General features: G+C 61.5%; 7 protein-coding genes. 2 read left to right on the forward strand and 5 right to left on the reverse strand.

Annotated features, from left to right (window positions below; all coding sequences use genetic code 11):
* Positions 1-136: 136 nt before the first annotated feature.
* A complete protein-coding gene (locus QM716_RS25155) occupies positions 137-16402 on the reverse strand; it encodes a non-ribosomal peptide synthetase (RefSeq protein ID WP_283306870.1) in 16266 nt (5421 codons plus the stop codon).
* A 192-nt stretch (positions 16403-16594) separates the two neighbouring features.
* On the opposite strand from QM716_RS25155, the gene QM716_RS25160 reads away from it, so the two are divergent.
* Positions 16595-18454 carry a DUF4012 domain-containing protein gene (locus QM716_RS25160; RefSeq protein ID WP_283306871.1) on the forward strand — a complete coding sequence of 620 codons (1860 nt, stop codon included), beginning with the start codon at positions 16595-16597 and terminating at the stop codon, positions 18452-18454.
* Positions 18455-18655: 201 nt separating this feature from the next.
* The gene (locus QM716_RS25165) at positions 18656-19687 is read left to right on the forward strand and encodes an iron-siderophore ABC transporter substrate-binding protein (RefSeq protein ID WP_283306872.1); all 1032 of its coding nucleotides are present in this window, start codon (positions 18656-18658) and stop codon (positions 19685-19687) included.
* 36 nt (positions 19688-19723) lie between these two features.
* Here QM716_RS25165 and QM716_RS25170 read toward each other — a convergent pair whose 3' ends face one another.
* The 4 genes from QM716_RS25170 to QM716_RS25185 form a co-directional block, all read right to left on the reverse strand.
* On the reverse strand, positions 19724-20227 hold the full coding sequence (locus QM716_RS25170; RefSeq protein WP_283306873.1) for a GbsR/MarR family transcriptional regulator: 504 nt from the start codon (positions 20225-20227) through the stop codon (positions 19724-19726).
* A 106-nt stretch (positions 20228-20333) separates the two neighbouring features.
* Positions 20334-21572: a hypothetical protein gene (locus tag QM716_RS25175; RefSeq protein WP_283306875.1), complete on the reverse strand. Its 1239-nt coding sequence runs from the start codon at positions 21570-21572 to the stop codon at positions 20334-20336.
* Positions 21573-21606: 34 nt separating this feature from the next.
* The gene (locus tag QM716_RS25180; RefSeq protein ID WP_283306876.1) at positions 21607-23598 is read right to left on the reverse strand and encodes an ArnT family glycosyltransferase; all 1992 of its coding nucleotides are present in this window, start codon (positions 23596-23598) and stop codon (positions 21607-21609) included.
* Positions 23599-23691: 93 nt separating this feature from the next.
* Positions 23692-24021: a GNAT family N-acetyltransferase gene (locus tag QM716_RS25185; protein WP_349307366.1), complete on the reverse strand. Its 330-nt coding sequence runs from the start codon at positions 24019-24021 to the stop codon at positions 23692-23694.
* Positions 24022-24080: the final 59 nt, after the last annotated feature.

Consider the following 24080-nt stretch of genomic DNA (forward strand, 5'->3'; position numbering starts at 1 on the left):
CAACATACGATCCTCCGGAGATAGTTTCTGAATGGCTTACTGCCACAAGGGAAATGCTACGGGTTCTACTTGCGGAACGGAAGTATGGGGACCCCCGGGGGTGAAAATTCCGGACCAAAGTCCCGGTGCCGCAGATCTACTGCACCCCAGTATGATTGCACTTCCTCGATTCGGATTCGACGTCTTGGCGATTGTCGACGAGGACTTTCGCAACGCTCGCCAAAACCTCCATGCTCGACATTTCCGAGTGAGAGCAGTCGACCAGATACGTTCGCAACGACTCTGCCAGTTCGGACCACTTTTCGACCAGGTGACGATGTTCAGGCAGATCATGCTGCGCCACAAAGAGTTCCACTGAACCCGAATAGGGCCTCGGCCTGTGATCCCGGACAATTCGTGACAGTTTTTCCACCCGGCCCACTACAGATTCGAGAACCGTGTCGGTGAGAAAATCCATACCGGTCTGCCTTCTGATCTCTGCTGCGACGTCTACGAAAGTCACTGCTGCAGTCGCAGTTTCAGCCTCAGCTAGTCCAATCTGCGCGAACAGTTCGGAAGGCTCCGGGGCTGCTTGTACAGACGGCATCATCTCCGGCAGCAGCGCGTCGAGCATTGCAACCGAACCGACCAGATCGCCGGCCTCTTCGAGCTGGCTCGCCATCTCGAGCGCGATCGTTCCGCCGGCAGACCACCCCAGCAGATGGTATTCACCCGATGGTTGCACTATCCGTAAGGCATCGACGTACCCCGACGCCAACTCCGCCACCGTGCCGGGTAGCTCACCTGCTCCCGTTGCCTGGATGCCGTAGACCCGTCGCCCCTCGAGGCGACCGACGAGTCCGACGTAGCACCAGGCAATTCCACTGACCGGATGAACACAGAACAACGGCGGCCGCACGTCATCAGGATTGCCGCCCAACATGACGATCGTGTCCAGCGGATCCGAATGAAACGAATCACCCTCCAAGACATCGGCATGAACGAGATCCAACCGAGAGGCAAGCTCAGCCACAGTTCGATCGGTGAAAATCCATTGAACAGGGAATTCCCTGTTCAGGGCCTCACGCAAGCGCGAAGCCACCTGAACGGCTGCCATGGACGTACCGCCGAGTTCGAAGAAGTCGTCGTGACGGCCCACCGATACCGCGCCTGTGACACTCTCGAATGCCTGTGCCACTTGACGTTCGGTAGCCGAGACGGGTCGATCCACACTCGACCCTACCTGCGGTGCAGGAGCAGGAAGAGCCGCGACGTCGATCTTTCCCGATGCGAGCAACGGGAACCGGTCCACCACCGTTATCGAGGAAGGCAGCAGGTGTTTCGGCAGCGAGCCGGAGACAAAATCGCGCAGCTCCCTTTCCGTCACCGAATTGTTCTCCGCCAGAGTTACATACGACCGAAGCTCGGCGGACCCGCGCCCGTCGTCGGAGACAACGGTAACCGAGAAGGTCACTGCTCCATGGCTTGACAGAGCCGCGTCGACCTCCGCCGGTTCCACGCGAACGCCCCGGACCTTCACCTGTGCGTCGTTGCGACCCAGATACTCGAGTGCTCGGTCGTGACGCCGACGACGCACGAGGTCACCCGTGCGATACATCCGAGTCCCCACCGCGGCGGGATTTGCGACAAAGGGATTGGCCACAAAACGATCGGCAGTCAAACCTGAGGAGGCGACATACCCCCGCGCCAAATTCTCACCGGCGAGGAAGAGTTCTCCCGCCACGCCATCCGGAACCGGTCGTAACCTTTGATCGAGAACAAGTGCCGTCGTACCAGGTACCGGAGTGCCGACAGTGACGTCTCCATCGATGATCGGGTGCGAAATCGATGCCGCGACCGTTGATTCGGTCGGTCCGTACCCGTTGACGATGCGATGTCGGCTCGACCAGGCCGACGCAAGGCGGGCAGAGAGCGTCTCTCCCATCGATTCGACGATCAACGGTTGCAGTGAATCCGGATCGACCGTGGCCAGGACCGTCGGTGTCACGATCAGATGCGTGACGTCGGCAGCCACCAGCAGTCTCGTGAGTTCCTCTCCCCCGTACACGAAGTCGGGAGCCAGAATCAACGTTCCACACCCCGCAGCCGCCAGAAGAATCTCGATCACCGACGCATCGAAGGTCGACGACGCCAATTGCAGGACGCGGGGGCCACGATCGAGCTGGGCGATCTCGGCGTGCGCGGTGTAGACATTCATGATTCCGCGATGCGAAACCTCGACGCCTTTCGGTCTTCCCGTCGAACCCGACGTGTAGATGACATAGGCAAGGTTGTCGGCACGAGCCGGCGTCGCCGCTACCTCGGTAGCCTCACTCGCAGTGCGGGATTCATCCATCGACAGCCACTCGACGCAGTCGGGCAAACTCTCGGCTGCACCTTCTGCTGTCAAACCGACAACCGAACCGCACTCCTCGACCATCGTCTGCCGGCGCACTGTCGGCAGCGCCGGATCGAGCGACAGCCACGCTGCGCCTGCCCGCGCCACTGCCCACAATGCAACGATCCACAAATGTCCGCGACCTAGCGCAACGGCGACGACGTCGTCAGGCCCGATTCCCAGGCCCACCAACTCGCGCGTCCAGTGCGACGACGCCTCGTGCAGGTCGCGGTAAGTCCAGAGTTGGCCATTCTCTTCCAGCGCTACTCCGTCGGGTGCCTGACGCAGAGCACGTTCGAAAATGTCGGCAATCGTCAGAGGATCGACGTTGCGGGGATTCGCAACGGTCAACGCCGAGCGCTCGAATCCGGACAACAATTCGATCTCCCCGACCACTATCTCGGGTTCGGCTATCACCGATTCGGCGATACGTGTCACCCGCTGCATGAACAGTTCCGCGGTCGACTTCCGGAACCTGTCCGTGGCGTACAACAATCGAATGGTCAGACTGTCACCGGCGTCAACCAGATCCCACGTCAAGTCGTAGCCCGTCGATGCTCCTGCGGTGTCGACGTCGAAGACAGATAACCCGTCGATCTGCGGCAACTCGAGCGCTCGTCGATATGCCAGCATGACCGTGAACAGCGGATGCTCGTTCATCCTGCGCGGCGGCTCGACCTTTGCGACTACATCGTCGAACGAAACGTCCGCGTTCGCCATTGCTTCCAGATCGACGCGGCGAACCTCGTCCAAGACTGCTGTGAACTGATCGGCGGAGTTGATCCTCGTGCGCAACGCGACGGTACCCACCATCATGCCGGCGACATTCAGAAGCGCCGGATCGTTCCGCAGACTCACCGCTGCTCCCACAACGACGTCGTCCGTGACGCACTCACGAGCGAGCAGCACGGCAATCACGCTGTGGACGACCATGAATACCGTGACGCCGTGTGAACGGGCCAACGCCGACAACGCGTCGTAGGTGGCGCCGTCGAAGACTTCCGTCACCATCTCGTCGGATCGTGAGGACAGCGAACTCCGGGGTTTGTCGACGGGTAGAGCCAACACATCCTCGACGCCACGAAGGACGTTCGACCAGTAGTCGAGTTGCCGGTGAGCCACGCTGAGAGAATCCTCGGGATCACCCAAACTCTCTCTCGCCCACAGACTGTAATCGCCGTAGCTGATCCCGTCGGCGGAGCGATCCCATTCTTTTCCAACTGCCCTGGCCTCGAAGGCTGCCGCGAAATCGGCCAGGATCGGGCCCATCGAGGCACCGTCGATTGCGATGTGGTGAACAACGATTACCAGGACCGTCAATCCTGCAGAGTCGACTCCTGCATTCTCGGTGAATACACGCACTCGGAACGGAACGTCTCGTTCGAAATCGAACTGCACATTCGCGAAGGCCTGAGCGCTCGCACGGATATCGTCGACGTGCACCGGGGTGAGATCGAATGCAACAGACTCTATTTCAGCCTGTTCTGGACCGAATTCACCCGGAACCAACACAGTCCGCAGTACGGCGTGGCGATCGACGACGTCACCGAGTGCGCTGCTCAAGACCGAACGATCGATGCCGTCTGCCAGGATTACCGCAAACGTCAGGTTGTACGCGGTCGATTCCGGCTGAAGCTGATTGATCAGCCAGAGTCGCTGTTGAGAGGGCGCCAGCGGCGCTGGCATCCCGGGATCGCGTCGAGTCAATTCACGGCGAGTGCCGTCGGATGCGCTCGCCGAAAGCCACTGAGACATCGCTCGCGGTGACGGATTGTCGAAGACGGCTCGAACGGGCACGTCCCGGGCGAAGATCGCGGCGAGTCGACCTGCCACCGCGGCCGCGGCCAACGAATCACCACCCGATTCGAACAGGTTGTGCAGAGCGCCGAAGCTTCCGGACACGTGTTCCGACATGACAGCGGTGACGAGTTCCTCCGAAACCGTCACTGCTGCGTCGGGTGTCTGTCTCTCGAACACATGGCGCCGCAACGCGTCTGCGTCCAGCTTTCCGTTCGACGTGAGCGGGATCGACTCCAACACGACTACTCGGCCGGGCATCAGATATGCAGGCAACATCGCTGCCAACTCGATTGTCAGCTGATCCGACTCCAAACAATCACCAACCGCGCATGCCACGGCGATCTCGTCGACGAGGACAACCGCAGCGGCCTCGACGCCGAGGCACCGACGCAGGGCTGATTCGATCTCGGCAGGCTCGACGCGGATTCCTCGCACACTCATCTGGCGGTCGGAGCGTCCGACAAATCCGAGGGTGTCATCGGTGCGGCGGTGAACCAGATCACCAGTCCGATAACGGCGGCGCCCACCTGGTGCGGCGACAAACGAACTGGCGGTGCCGGCGGGATCTCCGGCGTAGCCCATCGCCAGTCCGGGTCCGCTGACGTACAACTCACCGATCCCGGCCCACGGCACCGGACGCAGTCGCGTATCCAGTACCTCTGCACCGATTCCGGTGAGCGGGACTCCGATGGTCACCCGATGATCCACCTCGGCAACAGTCGTGACCACGGTGCATTCCGTCGGTCCGTACGCATTGAGCATTCGCGCACGGCGACTCCACGCGCGCGCGGTGGAAGGTGAGAGCACATCGCCGCCGACAGCCACCACCTCGAGCGAGTCGAACCGCTCCGGTGCCATGGTGTCGAGTACGGCCGGAGTCGACAACATGTGGGTAACGCCGCGTTCTGCGACAAACTCTTCGAGTGCCCTTCCGCCGAAAGCCTCCCGGGGCGCGACCGCCAAGGTAGCCCCGGCGCCGATCGCCAGCATCATCTCGAGGATCGCTGCATCGAACGTCGGTTTGTATCCGTGCAGCACAACCGAGCCCGAAGTCACGCCGTACTTCCGGATTGCGTCGTCGGTCAGCAGGCCCAGTCCTCGGTGGGTGACTGCAACGCCTTTCGGTTCACCGGTCGATCCGGACGTGTGAACGACGTACGCAACTGAATCCGGATACTGCCGGCCGGGAACAGGACTGCGGTCGGAGAGCACTGTGCGTAGCTGCTTCAACCGTGCCGTCGGCAGGTCAGGGTCGATCGGCACGAATGCCGCGCCCGTTTTCGTGATGGCCAACATTCGGACCAGGTAAGCGATAGTTCGCACTGCCGGAATCTCGTACACGGCGCCCGGTCCTGCTCCCCGAGCCACCAGTTCCCAGGCTTGAGCCTCCGAGGCCGAGTCGAGTTCGGCATACGTCACCGTGCTCTGTCCGTCGTCGAGAGCAATGTTGTTCGGGAATCGCGCCGCTGTGGCGGCAAAGATCTCGGTGAGTGTCCGAGACGAATCGACCTCGACAGCAGTCCAACTGGGCGCCGCACCCACCGCGAGATCCGAAACGAGTACTGGCACATCCTCGGCAATCGAGGTGAGCACTCTCGACAGATGTCGAGTAACCGCGTCGGCGCTCGACGGATCGAACGCGCTCGCTGCATAGACGACAGTGCCGGTCAATGATCCGTCGACAGCGGGTGCGAGCGAGACATGCATGGGGAACTTCGTTGTTGCGGTCTCGATTTCACGAGCCTCGATCGTGAGACCGGCCACCTCCACGGCAGGGACCGCAAAATTCTGCAGACCCAGCGCAACCTGGGGAGTTCGTCCACCGAGCAACTCACCAACCAATTCGGCAGGAACAGTACTGTATTCGAACGCTGCCACGTCAGCATCGAAAGCTGTAGCCAACAGAAGATCAATCGGCATGTCCCCGTCGATCCGCAGGCGCAGAGGCACCGTATCCACGAACATTCCGACCATGCCGTCGAGTTGGGGCGTACGCCGTCCGTCGACAGCGGTCGCGATCACGACATCGGGATTCCCGCTCACCTTGGCAAGCACCACGGACAACGCCGCATGAACCACCGCAAACAGCGAGACCTTCAACCGGTCCGCTCGCGCCTGCAGTGCCGAGGTGACGACGGCTGGTATCACGAAGTTCACTCGCCGCGCCACGGAAAGCGGTCCGTCGTCAGTGTGATCCACCGTCAGCGGCGAAACCGACGTCACGCCGTCGAGTGCTCGGCGCCAGAACTCTTCGACGGCAGGGGAAACGTCACGCGCTGCCTCCCACGCGGCAAAATCTCCGTACTGGATCGGCAGCGGAGGCCATTGCGGATCCAGTCCGGCTCGGCGCTTGCCGTAAGCGGTCAGGAGGTCGCCGACCACAGTTCGCATCGACACCCCGTCGACTGCGATGTGATGAAAACTCACCGCCAGAACGTGTCTGACCGGCGACAGTTGGAGCAGCATCCAGCGCACCGGCAGGTCTGCGGCTACGTCGAAACCGCGCGAGCCGAACTCTCGCAGCAGCACTTCGACTTCGATGTCGCCGACCAGTCGCGTTTCCACTGTCGCCGAAGACGGGGGATCTACGACCTGAACCGGTGGAGTGCCTGGATACCGGGTTCTGAGGACGTCATGCCGACCGACAAGATCCGTCGCGGCCTGACGCAGCGCGAACACGTCGAGTTCACCGTCGATCTCGATGCAGATCGGCAGGTTGTACGCACCGCTCGCTGTGTTCCGCTGATTGAGTACCCACATCGCACGCTGGTTCCGCGACAGGGGTGCGGGCGTGGGGTCGCGGCGAGGCTCCAGTCGGACAAGATCGGTCACCGAGCCGCTCTGCGCGAGCGAATCGAGCCGGGCTGCCAACGCCCCAACTGTCGGATGCTCGAATACGGTCCGCAGCGGAACAACCTGTCCCAGAGAACTACTCAAGAGCGAGGTGACCTCCGCGGCCGAGAGCGAGTTGCCCCCGAGCGAGAAGAAGTCTGCGTCGCGATTGTCCCCGTCCCCGCCCAGAACGGCGGCAAAAGCCGCAGCAACCAGGTGCTCAGTGTCAGTGTCTGGGCCCGCTGTGCGGGAAGCATCGAGTGCCGGCAACGGTAGACCGGCGAAGTCGACCTTGCCGTTCCGCATCGGAAGGTCGCCCTCGATTTCGACGATGACGTGCGGAACCATGTACGTCGGAAGAACTTCTGCGATGGTGGCGCGTAGCTGACCCGCGTCAACTCTCTCGGCACCTGAACTTCTCACGTAGGCGACCAACAGAGGACTACCACTTGCGGAGCTCCGAACTCCGGCGATGCAAAAATCGACGTTCGCGACAGACTGAATGACTGATTCGATTTCACCCGGCTCTATCCGGACGCCGTTGACCTTCACCTGCGCGTCGGTTCGCCCGAGATAGTGCAGGCGATAGGTATTGCCTTCGGGCTTCTGGGTTGCAGGTTTGGAGATTTCTGGCTTCCACACCACCAGGTCGCCGGTTCGGTACATCCGGGCGCCTGACCTGGTTGCCACGAATCGTTCCGCAGTTCGGGCAGGTTGGCCGGCGTACCCGCGCGCGAGCATTCGACCGGAGAGATACAGTTCGCCGGAGACTCCCGGCGGCACCGGTTCGAGTCGATCATCGAGCACGACTGCGTCGACCCCGGCCAGCGGATGCCCGACGGACCCGTTGTGACTGTCGGTCGACAAGTGCTCAATTGACAGGGGTTCGGTAGCAAGCGAATACATCGTCGACTCAGCGGGTCCGTATCCGTTGATCACTCTGCGTCCGGCTTGCCAACGCTTCGCCAACGCACTGCTGAGCCGCTCGCCTCCGAACATCACCGTTGCAAGGTCCGGCAGCGACGGATTGCCGATCGAGGCGACAACTGTAGGTGTGGCGCACAGATGAGTAATACGCTCGCGCCTCAGAGCTGATGCGAGTCCCGAACCGAACAGTTCATCGTTCTTCGCCAAGACGAGCGTCGCCCCGGACGTACTCGCGATGAGCACCTCGAGCAACGTCATGTCGAATCCTGGTGCTCCGCGATGGAATACGCGAGAACCTGGCCCAGCCGAGAACCTACCGGGCAGGTCTTCGGCGATCACGCCGAGCCCGCCGTTGGTCACGATTACGGCCTTCGGGGTTCCGCTCGTACCCGAAGTGAAGACTAGGTATGCCGCAAGGCTGTCGGAATATTCGCGCGCCGAGTCTGTGTCCTTCTCACCACCAGCGTTCTCACCACCAGCATCGCGGCTGCCGAGCGTGCCGTCGCCCAGTGTTTCGAGGACATCGCGTAGTCGTGCCTGCGGCTGTTCCGGATCCACCAATGCCGGAGCTGCCCCGACCTTCGCGATTGCCCACAATTGCACGATCGACGCGATGGAACGATCGGCAGTCCAGGCAGCGACCCGGTCGACTCCGACTCCCCGGGAGCGCAACTCGTCGGCTGCGACATCCGACTGGGCATCGAGTTCCCGATAAGTCAGTGTGTTGCCCTCGCCCTCGACCGCCACAGCGTCCGGGGCGGATTCGACGCCGAAGCGCAGCATCGAAGCAAGCGTCGTACCGGAACGTCGAGATTGATCAGGCCGGTCGGCCGCGCCGTGTACGGGGACGAGAAGAGCTCGCTCCGTAATGTCCAACAGGTCGATTCCCCCTACGGCGATCTTCGGGTCGATCGACACTTGATCCAGGTAGCGCTCGAACCGGCCCGCAAAGCTCGATACCGTCAGATCGTCGAATAGATCAGCGTTGTAGACGAATTCGAGGGTGAGACCGCCGCCGATCCCCGCATCCGTGACGTTGAGCTGCAGATCGAAGTTTGCGTGCCTGACATCAGGAGCAATCTGTGTGACAGACAACCCCGGCACGGACCAGGTGGTGGGATGCACTGTTTGGAACGAGAGCGCCACCTGGAACAACGGGTGCCGCGAGCGCGATCGCGGTGGATCGATCAAATCAACCAGCGATTCGAAGGGCATCTCTGCATGGGCGAACGCCGATACGTCGCGCTGACGAACCTGCTCGACCAACTGGCCGAAGGACTTCGACGGATCGACTTCGGTTCGGAGAACAATCGTGCCGGCAAACATGCCGACGAGCTCATCGAGTTCAGGGGCGACGCGTCCGGACACGACAGTGCCGACAACCACGTCACTGCTGCCGGTGTGCCTCGCCAGCAGCGCCGCGAGAGCAGCGTGGACAACCATGAACATGGTTGCATTGTTCGATCGCGCCAGTACTTGAAGGCCCGTCCGTACGGAACCTGAGATCTCTACCCGACAGCTCGACGCTCGGGCAGAGGTCGAGCGTGGGCGGTCCAGGGGTAGCGTCACCTGTTCGGGAAGGCCTTCGAGAGCCTGCTTCCAATAACTGGATACCGCGTCTGGAATCCCCGATTCCCTGTGCCATGCACTGTAATCGGAATATTCGAGCGCGAGCGGCGACCACTGCGGAGCTTGCTGCTCCGAGCGAGCGATGTACGCGGCAGTGAAGTCACGTACCAACACTTCCAGCGATCGAGCGTCGGCGGCAATGTGATGGATAACGACAGCCAGGACGTGCTCGTCGGGTGAAACCTGGAAAAGGGCCGCCCGTACAGGCGGATCCGTGGTGACATCGAAGCCCGAACCCACCAGTTCTGCAACGCGCTTCTCGGCGTCCTCGCCGTCGAGTGCATCGAGCCGAAGCGGCGGACTCGCCTCCCTGTCTTCGAGCACCTTCTGAACCGGGCGCTCGCCGACAACCGGGTACACGGTCCGCAGGGTGCGATGGCGATCGATCAGGTCACGAATTGCCAGTTCGGCTGCAACTACGTTCAATTCACCCGTCAGGCGCAACACGATCGGAATGTTGTAGCCGGCGGACTCTGTATCCAACTGATTCAGAATCCACATTCGGTGTTGGGAAGCCGACAGCTGCACCTCAGTAGTGTCCGAACGAGGTACCAAGGACAGAGGTGCCAGGGACTGAGGTACCAAGGACAACGGAGACGCCTGCCCCGTGCCGTTTCGCCCTGCACCGATTCGGGCAGCAGCAATTCCGGCCAGCTGATCGACGAATGGGTGCTCGAACACATCGCGGACGTCGAGGTTGCAGCCCAAGACGGCGTTCAGTCGTGACGAGAGTCGAGTGGCGATCAAGGAATTGGCCCCTTGATCGAAAAAATTTCGAACCGGATCGACAAGCGGAACGTCCATCAAATCGCCCAGGATCGCTGCGACTGTCTGCTCGAAGAAGTCTCGCGACTGCCGAGACGGCTGCGCGAGCGACACCGGGGTCGGCAGCGACGTACGGTCGATCTTGCCGTTGATCGTGACCGGTAATGACGCAAGCGGCATCAAAGCCGACGGCACCATGTACGCGGGCAACAACGAACGGGCAGTCCGCAACACTCCGTCGAGGTCGTGTCCGTTCTCCGGGGTGATGTAACCGACCAATGTCGGCCCGCTGTCGAGTTCTCTCACCACCACCGCAGCCTGCTCCACCGACGTGTGAGCCAGTAGCGCGGACTCCACCTCGCCCGATTCGACGCGGTACCCGCGCAGGGCCATCTGACCGTCAGCGCGGCGAATATATTCGAGTCGGCCGGCTCGCCAACGGACCAGATCGCCGCTGCGGTACATCCTCGATCCGTCGAATCCCGGTTCAGGCACAAACCGTGAAGACGTCATTCCTGGTTGACCCAAGTAGCCTGCGGCCACTTGCGGACCGGCAACGTACAGTTCGCCGACAGATCCCGGGGGGACAGGCTCGAGCGCGGTGTCCAGTACGTAGCTGCGCAACCCTGGTAGCGGAGATCCGATCGGCGAGGTAGCTCCGTCGCCGGCCGGCAGTTCGACACTGGTGACGTGAACGGTGGTTTCGGTGATTCCGAACATGTTGACGCCCCGCACATTCGGGTGCCGATCGAACCAAGCCTCCACGCGCCCGACGTCGAGGCGATCACCGCCGAAAACAATCGACCGGAGCGGAAGCAGCACTTCCTGCGTGACTTCCGCCAACGCATAGAAGGCTGCGGGGGTCTGATTCAGAACAGTCACTCGTTCCCGCACAATCAGATCCGCGAATCTCTCGGGTGAGCGCGCGACGTCACCGTCCACGATCACCAGGGATCCGCCAGTGGTCAGCGCACCCCACATCTCCCATACCGAGAAGTCGAATGCGTACGAATGAAACATCGTCCACACATCTTCGGGCCCGAAGTCGAAGGTCTCTCGAGTCGATGCGAGCAGAGCCAACACGTTGCGCTGAGACACCACCACACCTTTGGGCGCTCCGGTCGATCCGGAGGTGTAGATCACGTAAGCGGCGGATTCCAAGGGCGCAACTGGCCAGCATTCAGCCGCGTCACCCGTCTCGTCGACGGATACGACGGCATGTTCGTACTCGCCGAAACGCGTAGCGGAACTGGGCGTCGACAGAATCGCTTTCGGACGCGCATCGGCAAGTACGTACTGGATGCGAGCGTCGGGATACTGCAGTTCGATCGGGACGTACACGGCGCCCGCTCGAACGACCGCGAGAATCGCAACTACCAGGTCGATCGAGCGAGGGAGGCCGACGGCCACGCGATCCCCCACTCGAATTCCTCGATCGATCAAGGCGGCTGCGAGCGCCTCCGATCGGACTTGCAACTCTGCGTAGGTGACCCGAGAACTTCCACTCGTCACGGCGATTGCGTTCGATCGCTTCGTGGCGACCCCGGCGAACAGGTCGGACAGTGAGTCGGCACCAAGTGCGGGCGCCGGCCCATGCATCTGGAGTTCTGCGCGCTCGACGGCGCTGAGAACATCGATGTCACGCAGGATAATTGACGAGTTCTCGGTGACCGAGTCGCACACTCGACGTAGTCGCTCGACCCAACCGCCTACCGTGGCCGAATCGAACAGATCGGCGGCATATCGGAATGTTCCGCAAATACCGTTCGCGCCTCCGTCAACCGTACGATGTTCGCGCACAGTCACTTCGAGATCGAATCGAGGATGCGCGGGAGGCAACGGAATTCCTCGAGCCGTCATCGTCCCCAAGGCGATCTCGGGAACCGAAGCTACCGGATCGACAGCGAGGACCACGTGCAGGAAGGAATTCTTCTCGCCCGCGGCCCCACCGACGGCACGCTCGACTACCCAGTCGAACGGGACGTCGGCATTGGACAGAGCCGCTACGTCGACGTCGCGTACTCGACTCAAGAACTCGCCGAAGGTGTCTCCATCGCGCAGGAGCGTTCGCAGCGCCACGGTTCCGACGAACATACCGACGGCGCCGTCGAACGAGGGGTGTGTTCGGCCGGACGTCGGGGTTCCGATGACAATATCGGGCGCACCGGTGATCTTGCTCAGCACGATCGCAAGGCAGGCGTGCAACACCATGAAGGTCGTGCAGTCGTGGGCTCTGGCGATCTCGTCCAGCGCCGCGTGGACGGGCGAGGACAATTCGAACGTCACGTCTCGCGCCGACGACGATTGGCCCGGTCGGCGGGATCTGTCCGCGGGAAGCGCAAGAGTCGGATCAACGCCGGCGAGAGCCTCGTCCCAGAATTCCAGCTGGCGGCCAGCTAAGCTCTGCGGATCTGCAGGATCACCGAGAACGGTTCTGTGCCAAGCAGAATAGTCGCGATAGTCGAGCGAGGGCGAAGGCCAGATCGGCGAACGCCCAGCGGCGCGGGCGTCGTACGCCGCGATGAGGTCCGAGACGATCGTCGCGAACGAAAGACCGTCCAGGGCGATGTGATGCGCAATCACGGTCATGCGGTGGTCGGCATCGCTGTCCGAGGTGAGGGTCAACCGAAGGGGCAATTCGGTCGCCAGATCGAAGCCGGCCGAAACCAGATCCGCTGATGCAGAGTCGTATTCTTCGGACGGAACCTCGACCGGGGTCACGGACGCCGCAGACGCGACCTGGATCGGCCACGTGTCGTGATTCTGGTCGAACGAGAACACCGTGCGAAGGACGGGATGGCGATCGGTCAGGTCACCTACCGCCTCCCTCATCGCCGCTGCATCCAGAACACCACTGAACGAGACCTCGAACGCAATGTTGTACGCCGACGACTGCGGATCCAGACGGTTGAGTAGCCACAGACGTTGTTGCGCCGGAGCGATTTCCACGATGACGTCGTCCGAAATGCGCTGGGGTTCCACCACCCACTCCGCCCGACCCTCACGGATCTTCCGGGCCAGCCGCGCCGGCGTCGGGGCACCGAACACGTCCCTGACCCCAACCCGTCTTCCGAAGGCGGAACTCACGCGCGCGGCGACGTACACGGCGTCGAGAGAACTAGCGCCCCAGGCGAACAAGTCGGAGTGCGGTCCGAGAACTCCGACGCCGAGGACCTCGGCCATCACCGAGGCAACCAATTCCTCGTCGTACTCGATCGGGCGGCCCACCGCCGAGCGCTCGTCGGCGCCAGTGGTCGTCGTCGGTTCTGGGAGCGCTGTACGGTCTGTCTTTCCATGGCTTGTGACGGGCAACGCCGCCAGAATCGTCACCGAACTCGGAAGCATGGAACGCGGCAGTAGTGAAGCCAGATGGTCGAGGACCGCCTCCTGACTCAACGGATGAGGTCGGTCTTCCCCGTCTTCGGTCACGGTCACATACGCCGCAATCGACCCGGATCGCTCCACCACTGCTGCCTGCGAGACGCCAGGAGTCGACAGGAGCACAGCTTCGATCTCGCCCAGTTCGACGCGTACTCCACGGATCTTCACTTGTTGATCAGTGCGGCCCAAGAACTCGAGTTGACCAGCATCGTTCCACCGCACCACGTCCCCGGTGCGGTACATGCGCGCGCCAGCGTCGGCCGTACCTATAGACGCCGCGACAAAACGCTCCGCAGTCAGCGTCGGCGAAAGGTACCCACGCGCCAGTCCTTGTCCCATCACGTACAGCTCACCCGCGGCGCCCACCGGAGTGGGACGCAACCACGAATCCAACACCACAGCGGCAACGCCGTCGATCGGGCGCCCGATCGGTGTATCACCGCCAGGTACCAGCGGCTCGCTCATGAATGCCGCGACGGTTGCTTCACTAGGGCCGTACGAATTCACGATGTCGACGTGACTCGACCACGCATCCACGAGCGCCCCCGGCGGTCGCTCGCCGCCCACGTTCAACACTCGAAGATCCGGCAGTTCCCGAGGATCCATCGTCAGCGGAACCGATGGTGTCGAGATCAGGTGCGTGACACCCTCGAGCCGCAAATAGTCTTCGAGGTCCACTCCGCCGATCAATCCGGAAGGAACGATCACGGCAGTCGCACCGCAGCCGTGAGCAAGCAGAATCTCGAGGATCGCCACGTCGAACGACGTGGATGCCAGGAGCGCGACACGGGCGGAACTATCGATGTTCAGTCGCCGTGTGTGAGAACGCAGCAACGGCAAAATTCCTCGGTGCGTGACCGCGACGCCCTTCGGCAGTCCGGCCGAACCCGAGGTGTAGACCACGTAGGCGGCATCGTCCAGGGACACGTCGGCGATAGATGAACCGGCCCCCGCACTTCGATCGATCTGCCCATCGGCAGTTTCGTCGACCCTCGGACTGACGACGCGGACCCAAGCCGGCACGTCCGCCAGATCGTCACCGATCACGACGGACACGTTGGCATCGTCGAGAATGAAAGCGACACGCTCGGAGGGTGCTTGAGGATCCAAGAAAAGAAGAGCCGCACCGGCCCGCGCAACTGCATGAAACGCAACTACGGAATTGGTCGAGCGCTCGGCGAGGATCCCGACGACGTCACCTCGGCCGACGCCGTTCTCTACGAGCAAGGCGCACAGTGCATCCGCGCGAGCGCCGAGTTGGTCGTAGGTGACGTCCACGCTTTGGTCGCGGATCGCGACCGCACTCCCCAGCGCTGCCCCGTCTCGGATGACCGAATCGAGCGTCGCGAATCCGTCCGTCCGCGGACCTAGCGCGGGGACCAGATCTTTCAGTTCGTCCGTCGAGAGGATGGGGAGGCCACCGAGCGCCCTGGTGGCCGAGTCGAGGAATCCCGCGAGCAGCCGAACGAACTGACGATGGTGCATCGACAGGTCACGTTCGCTGTACAGGCGCGGATTGGCTTCGAAGGACAGGCGAACGTTCTCCCCCGCGATCGACGGATAAATGCTGAAGAACAGATCTTCGGTGGGTCCGGATGTGAGGACGTGAAATTCGCCGACGACGTCACCGAGCCGAATCGCTTCGTGAAACATCATGACGTTCACTGCCGGGCCCGCCGAGTCGCGAGATCCGCCCTGATCCCCCTGGAAACCCATGTCCTCGTATCGGAATCGCTGATGCCGCAGTGCGCCGGTCATCTGCACCGAGATCTGACGCACCAACTCTTGTGGCGACAGATCCCGATCAAGTTGCGCGCGAACAGGCACGATATTGGACAGCATTCCGCCCGAACGTCTCGACTTTGCCGTGGTGCGGCCGGACACCGGCAGGCTGAGGACGACGTCGTCGGAATCAGTCATCCGACCGAGATAGGACGCGAACGCACCGACGAGGATCGCCACCTCGGACGTAGTCCACTCCGTCGAGACATCCGAAAGCTGTTTTGCAAGAGTTGGATCCAAGGTCTGCACCATCATGCGCTGCGGCATGGACGTCAGCCCGGCGCCGTCGGCGAGGCGAACCGGGCGAGGCAGGCCCTCGGACATCTCCGTCCAGTACTGCTCGTCCGATCGATACCGCGCCGAGGATCGGTAGTCGACATCGAGGTCATGCAGCACACGTACCCCCACACCACCGAAAGGAGTCAGCTTCTTGCCGTGAACAAGATGCGAATAGCGCTCGGCCACTCGCGTGGTGAGTGTCATCGCCGCATACCCGTCGAGCACGAGGTGATGGGCATGCGAGTACCAGAAAAAGTGGTTGTCTTCCAGGTGAAGCAGCGCCCCAGAGATCAGGCGATCGGACATCACGTCAAGTGGCCGTGAGTATTCCGCTGTCATCCACTCGTTCGCGCGCTGAACTGGATCGTCATCGCTGCGTAGGTCGAGGTATTCGAGATCGTCGACGATGGAGTGATCGAGGACCTGAAGCGGCTCGGCATCAGTAGCGACGAGGCGAACGAACGCCGACTCCAATTCATGACATGCCGTATTCGTTGCCTCGATCAGCGCGTCGACGTCAACCGGTCCTCGTAGTTCCACGTACTGAGCCACCACGAACGGAGTTGACGGACTCAGTTGCTGCGCGAACCACAGCGCGAGCTGAGCCCGAGACAACGGAAAAGCACTCAACCCGTCACCTCACATTTCACCAGCCTTGTAATTCACGAACGTTCGGTGGCTGATCACGTGAATCCATGGGAGCGAACACCACGAACGGCCGAACCGAACCCTACTGTCTCGTCTAAGTTTTCACCACCGGGCCAACACTGCTAGACATGTCGACGCAGCTTTCACGCACTCAAACGTCAGGAGCTTCAGCGGATGAACAACGACACGGTGGGACCAAAGTCCGACGACGATTCCGGGGCTGAACCGATCGGCTCCGTCAACATCCCACCGAGCGGTCCGGAGCGCGAACCCAAGGGGTCGGCTGCATTTCTCCGAAGCCACCGAACTGCAGTCGCGATCACGGCAACGACACTGGTCGTGGGCGGTTTTGTGGCCTGGCTCGGGTACACGGCATACGAGGCACAGGGCAACTTGGAAGCGGCTCGCGACCATGCACAATCGGCAAAGAGTGCACTCCTTGCCGGGGATACGGGGGTCGCAGAGTCCGCCGCGGCGGAAGCCGATCTCGCGGCATCCACCGCCTATGACAACACCCATTCGCTTCCCTGGAACGTCGCCGCCGCTGTTCCTGTCATCGGGTCGCCCTTCGACTCGACGCGCCAGATGACCGAAGTCGTTCAGGGACTCACGCGTGACGTTCTCGGTCCTGCTGTCACTGTCGGAACTTCACTCGCACCAACGGAATTGGTGCAGCCCGGCGGACGCTTGGCACTCGCACCGTTACGCGAAGCAGAACCGAAACTGGCCGAAACAGCTATCGCCGCGGAATTTCTGTCGTCGCAGGCACAGGAAGTTCCCGAATCGAAGTACCTGGGCCGAGTTAACGATGCCCGAGCAGAATTGCAGTCGCAGACAAGCGAACTGGCTACCCTCTTGACGAACACCGCCACAGCGGCTCGCATCGCACCGGCGATGCTCGGCACCGACGGACCGCGCAATTACTTCATCGGTTTCCAGACCAATGCGGAGGCCCGCGGAACCGGGGGTCTCTTGGGCGGATACGGCATCGTCCGAGTCGACGACGGCGCCGCTCGAGTGGACACACTCTCCCCCAACTCCGAACTAACACTGGACAATCAACCGATAGACCTTGGTCCTGACTTCAACCAGCTGTACGGAACAAGTCGCCCGACCACCGATTCTCGCAACAGCAACCTCAGCTCGCACTTTCCCTACGCGGCACAGATCTGGCAGTCTCTGTGGTCACAGGAGTCCGGGGGTGAGATGGTCGACGGTGCGATAGCGACCGATCCGATCGCCCTGAGTTACATCCTGAAAGCGGTGGGGCCGATCAAGATGCCCGACGGGGAGTCGGTGACGGCCGACAACGTCGTGGAACTGACCGAGTCGACTGCGTATGCACGCTTCCCTTCCGACAACAAGGCACGAAAGCAATATCTGCAGACCATCGCGGCTCGCGTCGTCGAGAAAATGACCGGGAACATCAAGTCTCCGAGCGCACTGCTGGAAGCGCTGGGCAAGGGCGTCAGTGAGGGCAGAATCGCGGTGTGGAGCGCGCACCCCGACGAACAATCTGTTCTCGCCGACACGGTCCTCGGTCATACGATCCCCGAAGATTCGGCGCCGTATGCCGGTGTGGTGATCAACAACCAAGCCGGCAACAAGCTCGACTATTACCTCACAAGAGAAATCGACTACACAGCCCAGACATGCAGCGGCGACACCCGAAAGACAACGGTCACCGTTCGACTGACAAACAACGCACCCGACGCCGACCTGACCGAATACGTCAGCGGGATCGTAGACAACCCCGTACGACTGCCCAACGGCACCAACGTGGCCGCAGTCACCCTGCTGGCAACGACCGGAGCAAAACTCGACGCGGTCTCGGTGGGCGGGCAGATTTCGTTTGCCGTCAACGGATCAGAGCAGGGTCACCCGGCCTACATGACGAGGGCCGTCATTCCGCGAGGACAAACGGTTGAACTGAAGTTCGATCTGACCGAGCCCACAGCCGAGGGCGAGGCCCGCGTACCGGTTCAGCCGCTGGTCGACGAACCGAAGATCACGGTCGACGTGCCTACCTGCTGAACGTGATCGGCAAACGTCTATCGCTCCCCTTCCGAGTGGACGTTTGCCGATCAGCGTCTTTCAGCAGCCCTCGATGAACTTTCAACAGATTTGAAACTTTAGAGAAGGCTAGCCTATGCTTCCTGGCGCACCTGGAACCGGCCGTCGGCTGCGATCCGTCGGAGTCACACTCCTCAGCGCATCGACAACGGAAGGTTCCTCATGCGATACGCCCGTGTGCGCTCACTTCGCCGAACTGTGACACTGAGCGGATTGGTCGTTGCCGCCCTTGTGGTCGGTGGATGCAGCAACAACAACGCTGAAACCGAATCAGGCAACAGCGACTTCGAAACCGTCACCATCGAAAGTGCGCTCGGAAACGCCGTCATCACGGAAAAGCCCGAGCGAATCGTGACCCTCGGCATGGGATCGGCGGAGACCGTGATCGCGCTCGGCACGATCCCGGTCGGCGTCGAAAAGTACGCATGGGGCAGCGACGACACCGGGTATCTGCCGTGGGTACACGAAGCAGTCACTGAGCAAGGTGGCGAATTGCCCGAGCAGTTCATCGGCGGAACCGACCTCAACATCGAAGCGATCATCGCTCTCGAACCAGACCTGATCCTCGCCCCGTGGTCCGGCATCACTCAGCAGCAGTTCGACTCACTCAACGCATTCGCGCCGACCGTCGCCTACGCCGAGAGCCCGTGGACCATCACGTGGGAAGAGCAGATCAACGTCATCGGCAAAGCCATGGGTGAATCCGAGAAGGCAACGGCCGAAATCGACAAGATCAAGACGAAGTTCGCGGAATCGACTGCAGCACATGCGAACTACGCCGACGTCAGCTTCTCCTTCATCTACAATACGGGCCCGGGAACGCTCGGCGTCTTCTTCGCCGAAGAGCAGCGTGTGGCCATGGTCCGCGCACTCGGCTTGCAGGTGGATCCCGTCGTCTACACCTTGACGGAATCGGAAGGAACAGACTCAGCAGTCATCGGTCTGGAGAACGCAAACCTCCTCGACAAGTCCGACCTACTCTTCACCTTCTACTCGGACCCGGCCAATCGCGCCGAGATCGAAGCACAGCCGGCCTACCAGGCCATCCCCGCTGTGGCTCGCAGAACTGTGATCGCTCCGACCGAACAACCCTTCGTCACGGGTTCCTCGATGATCAACCCACTGACCGTGCCCTGGTCGCTCGAGCGTTACGTACCGATGATCGACGAGGCAATCGCGAAGCTGAACAAGTGATTTAGATACGCACCGTGCGATCGAGAAGCCCGCGTCCTATTCGGATGCGGGCTTCTTGTCGTCACGTTCGCTCTTGAATCGCATCCACTCACTGCTCAGCATGCGATTGTCGATGATCCACCCCATGTAGTCGCGCATGTTGAGCACACGAATGTACGCGGGGCCGTTGGGGTTTGCGTACTGTAGCGCTTCGGTCGCGAGCTTGCGCTGATTCTCGAGATACACATGCTCTGTTTCGAGGAATCCGCCCCACACGTCTGAATCCATGACGTAGTAGTGAGTCCGATCCCGAGGCTTGCGAGTGCGCTTGACGAAGCCCCGGTCGATCAACCGGCGAATGTAGGTGGACACCGATCCGCGACTTGCTCCGAGTGCCTGCGCCAACTCTTCGGCACTGACACCTGGCGACTCGCTGATCAACAGATAGCCCGCAATCCGACCTTCGATGCGAGCCCCACCGCCGGACTGCCAGTACACGGAGAACTGGTCGATTAACCAGGTGGAGAAATCGTCACCGCGAGCAGGGCTGGCATCGGCCATTCGTTGAGCCTCCGACGTCACTGAGTACGAACAAAACCGGTCCGAACAAACTGGGTCCGAACAAACTGGGTCCGAACAATTCGTCACTATTGTGCCAGCACCACACTCACCGAGCCGAAAGTATCAGTCCTGGTGTGGTTGCAATGAACTCGAGTTGTTCGATCGTCAAGGGTAGCGCTGGGGTGGAGCCAGCCGATTTCACGAACTGGGTCACCACGACGGTTTCGCCGGAGGGGTGGACAACCCGGACCGTGTCGTCGCCCGAGCCATCGGGATCGACCAGGCGAGTCACGGTGGTCGAGCCCGGCAACGTGAGTGTCTCACCCGGTTCCGGTACAGCGGTACCAACCGATATTTCGACATCGCCGCGGCCGTCCACTGTCGAAGCGACGATTCGCTCGCACACTCCTCCCTGCCCGTAATCATCTGGAACCGACGAACCGAGCGGGCGTTCCAAGGTGACGCCTGCCGCGCCGAGATCCTTCCAACGTGCATCGAGCAACTGATTCAGTCGGTCGATATCCATGCGCGTCGCAGGTGGGCCGGCATTCACAGAATCGGTGTAGCAGGATGCCATCGGCGGCGGCGTCGAGTCTGGAACCGGCGCACTCACCGCAAGCCCTGGTGCGGTCGCGAGCGCGATCAGTTCGTCCATCGTCAAAAGCGGGGCAGTATCCGTCGAAGCCCCCGTCGACGTGTCGATGCTGGCAACAACCCGGGATCCGTCGCCGAGATACGCCACTACACCGCGCTTGCCCCCGACTTCCGAACCGACTTTTTCCTCGAAATCCGCAATGTCGAGCACCGTCCCGTTCGCGAGATGCTCCCGCCGATCCACAAGACCCTCCAAACATGGCGGCACCGGCTGTTCCCATGCACGAACCTGAACCGAGACATCGGCTGTCTGCCCGCCGCGACTTACCGCCCCGCTTGCCTTCGTCGAACCGCTGAACTCGATCGGGTCGACCCCGTCCGGAAACGAGGCGCCCCGGAAATTCTGGATCGGCGCAAACTCGAGCGATTTCGACGGACTCGCAAATACAACCTCGACATCGGAAGGCAACGATTCGAGTAGTGCATCGCTCATAGCGGTGGCCTTCGGTCCCGAGAACCACGGATAGTCCGGATCGTCATAGCCAGGCTCGCCCGCGAAACCGTAGTTGAATCGCACCGGCGGACCAGGCGATTCAACCGAATCGCAGCCAGGAATCGACGTACCCGCGTCCTCGTTCGTCACCGCCGCGACAACGGTTCCCAATGCGACGATCGAGACGATCACCAGCCCGTCGCGCCAGGTCCATTGCTCGCGACGACGGTTCGACTCGTGTGCGGTGTGCCCAGACATTTCTCGATCATTGCGTACGGCAACAACTGCGTCACTATCCGACATACCCAGCGAGGTCGTAAACCGTGAAATTTCCCACTGTCGTCGATGTGAAATTGGCTTCGACCCATTCCTGGATGGCACTCGACGTGCTGTCCCCGGTTTGGCCGTCTCTCTGGCTTCCGCCCTGGCCACCGGCAATGTAGTAGTGAACTTTTCCGTCTGCCACGTACTGGATGAATTGGTCCAATGTCGGTGCGGGATCGGAACTCCAACCGCCGATCGCCATCACCGCGGTATTGCTGGCCAACTCGTAGGTTGCTGCGCTTTGCGAACCGTTGGTCGCGGCCGACCATGTGGTGCCCGCATTGACCAGCATTGCCGTCAACTCGGAAGTACTTTCGCTACCGCTGCTTGGTTCTTGCCCGTTCGACGTCGGATTTACAGTCGCGTCAGAAGAATTCGGCGGAGCGTCACCGTTTCGCAGTTCTGGACCCCCACCCATGCCTCCTCTCCCGCCCATTCCGGAATCGGACACCGCACCGACGGGTCCGGCTGTAGGAATGGATCCGCCGTGCGCGGTTGCGGCAGTGGCAATCGCGTAAGACGCCGAACCGGCTATCCCTGCCAACGAGCCGATGATCAATCCAGCGACAGCAAGCTTTCGGAATCGATCCTTGGCTCCCACCAGAACCAGGATCGCGCCGACGATCGTGCCTACCAACAGAATCCACTTCAGCATCGGCAGCCAGTCGGCATTGCGGTGCAACAATACCCAACTCCAGATTCCTGCGGCCAGCATCATCGCAGCCAAGCCGCAACGTCCGATCCAGCGGGCACGAACCGACCACAGAGCGAATCCACCGGTCCCGATCATCCCCGCGACGGCGGGCGCAAGCGCAACTGTGTAGTAGGGATGGATCGTGCCGGACATATAGCTGAAGATCAGGCCGGTAACGAGAAACCAACCACCCCACAGGATCAACGACGCACGGACAAGATCTGTGCGCGGTGCGCGTCCCCGGGCCAGGAGTCCGAACACCAATGCGATCAGTGCCGCAGGAATCAGCCAGGAAATCTGTATACCCATCTCGCTGCCGAACAGCCGCTCCAGTCCTGTACTCCCCCCGAAGCTCGAACCTGCACTGCCACCGTTCATTCCACCACCACCACCGGTGTTACCGAAAAGTCGACCCAATCCGTTGTATCCCAGCACCAAGTCCATGACGCTGTTGTTGGTCGACCCACCGATGTACGGGCGCGAATCCGCCGGCCACAGCCACACTGCCAATACCCACCAACCGGCCGATACGACAACGGCCGTGGCTCCGATCACCAAGTGGACCAAGCGAGCTCGCAGACGTGCCTGTCCGGCAATCACATACGCACCTCCGAATGCAGGCAATACCATCAACCCTTGCAACATCTTGGTGAGAAAAGCGAACCCCAGCGCAACACCGGCGAGGGCTACCCACAGCGCAGCTCGCCGACCCGTCACCGTGCCCATAGCCCGAATCACGAAGTAGCCGGCGAGAGTCATGAGCAGAACCAATAGCGCATCAGGATTGTCGAATTTGAACATCAGGGCGGCAGCTGGCGTAGCTGCCAACACAGCTCCTGCCACAAGACCCGCAGCGGGCGATGCCACTCGTTTGACGGCCGCATATACGAGTGCAACCGATCCGACGCCCATCAATGCCTGCGGAACGAGGAGGCTGGCACTCGAAAATCCGAAGATTCGTCCGGACAGACCCATGACCCACAACGAAGCGGGCGGTTTGTCGACCGTGATGAAATTCGAGGTGTCGAGGGAACCGAAGAACCACGCTTTCCAATTTTGTGAGCCGGCCTGCGCAGCCGCAGCGTAGAACGTGTTGGCGTATCCACTCGCGGTCAGATTCCACAGATACAAGACCGCCGTTGCTGCCAACAGGATTGTCAGCGCCAATCCTGTACCGCGAGTGCGGAACCACGACGGCGAGGGCTCGGCTCGATGGGCAGTTGGTGCCGGCCGCTGAGGTGGGGCCGGATGCAGAACGGCGGTCATCAGGAAGTCCCTTCACGAGTTACTGTCCTGCCAACGATCGCGTCTCCAACCCCGGCGGCACTGGGACCCGGCTGGAAGGTTGCTGTGAATGGATCAGGTCGGAGTGCGCTCGAACAGCACGACGCTGAACCAACCGTTGTCGGCATCATCTCCGAAGTCACGACGCCCGACCTCGACGAAACCCGCGTCCAAGTAGTAGCGACGCAATCGCACGTTCGTTTCCACACAATCGAGCCGCAGGTACTGCGCGCCTTCCTCCGCAGACCGTCGAAGCGCCCAGCGCAGTAGGCGTTCACCCATCGAGGCTCCCGAAAATGCTCGATCGATTACCAATCCGTGCACGGCCTCTGGGCTCCACCTCGGATGTATCTGCGAGATGGAGCCTATCGGCGTGAAGTTGTGTGTCTGACCGGGTCCCACCACCCGGTCAGGTTTTGAATGTGGTGTTCGCCGGTCGCGGGTGCTGCTGCGGGTCGATCGAG

Origin of the sequence: Rhodococcus sp. IEGM 1409 (genome assembly GCF_030056735.1) — a bacterium.
Taxonomy (GTDB): domain Bacteria; phylum Actinomycetota; class Actinomycetes; order Mycobacteriales; family Mycobacteriaceae; genus Rhodococcus_F.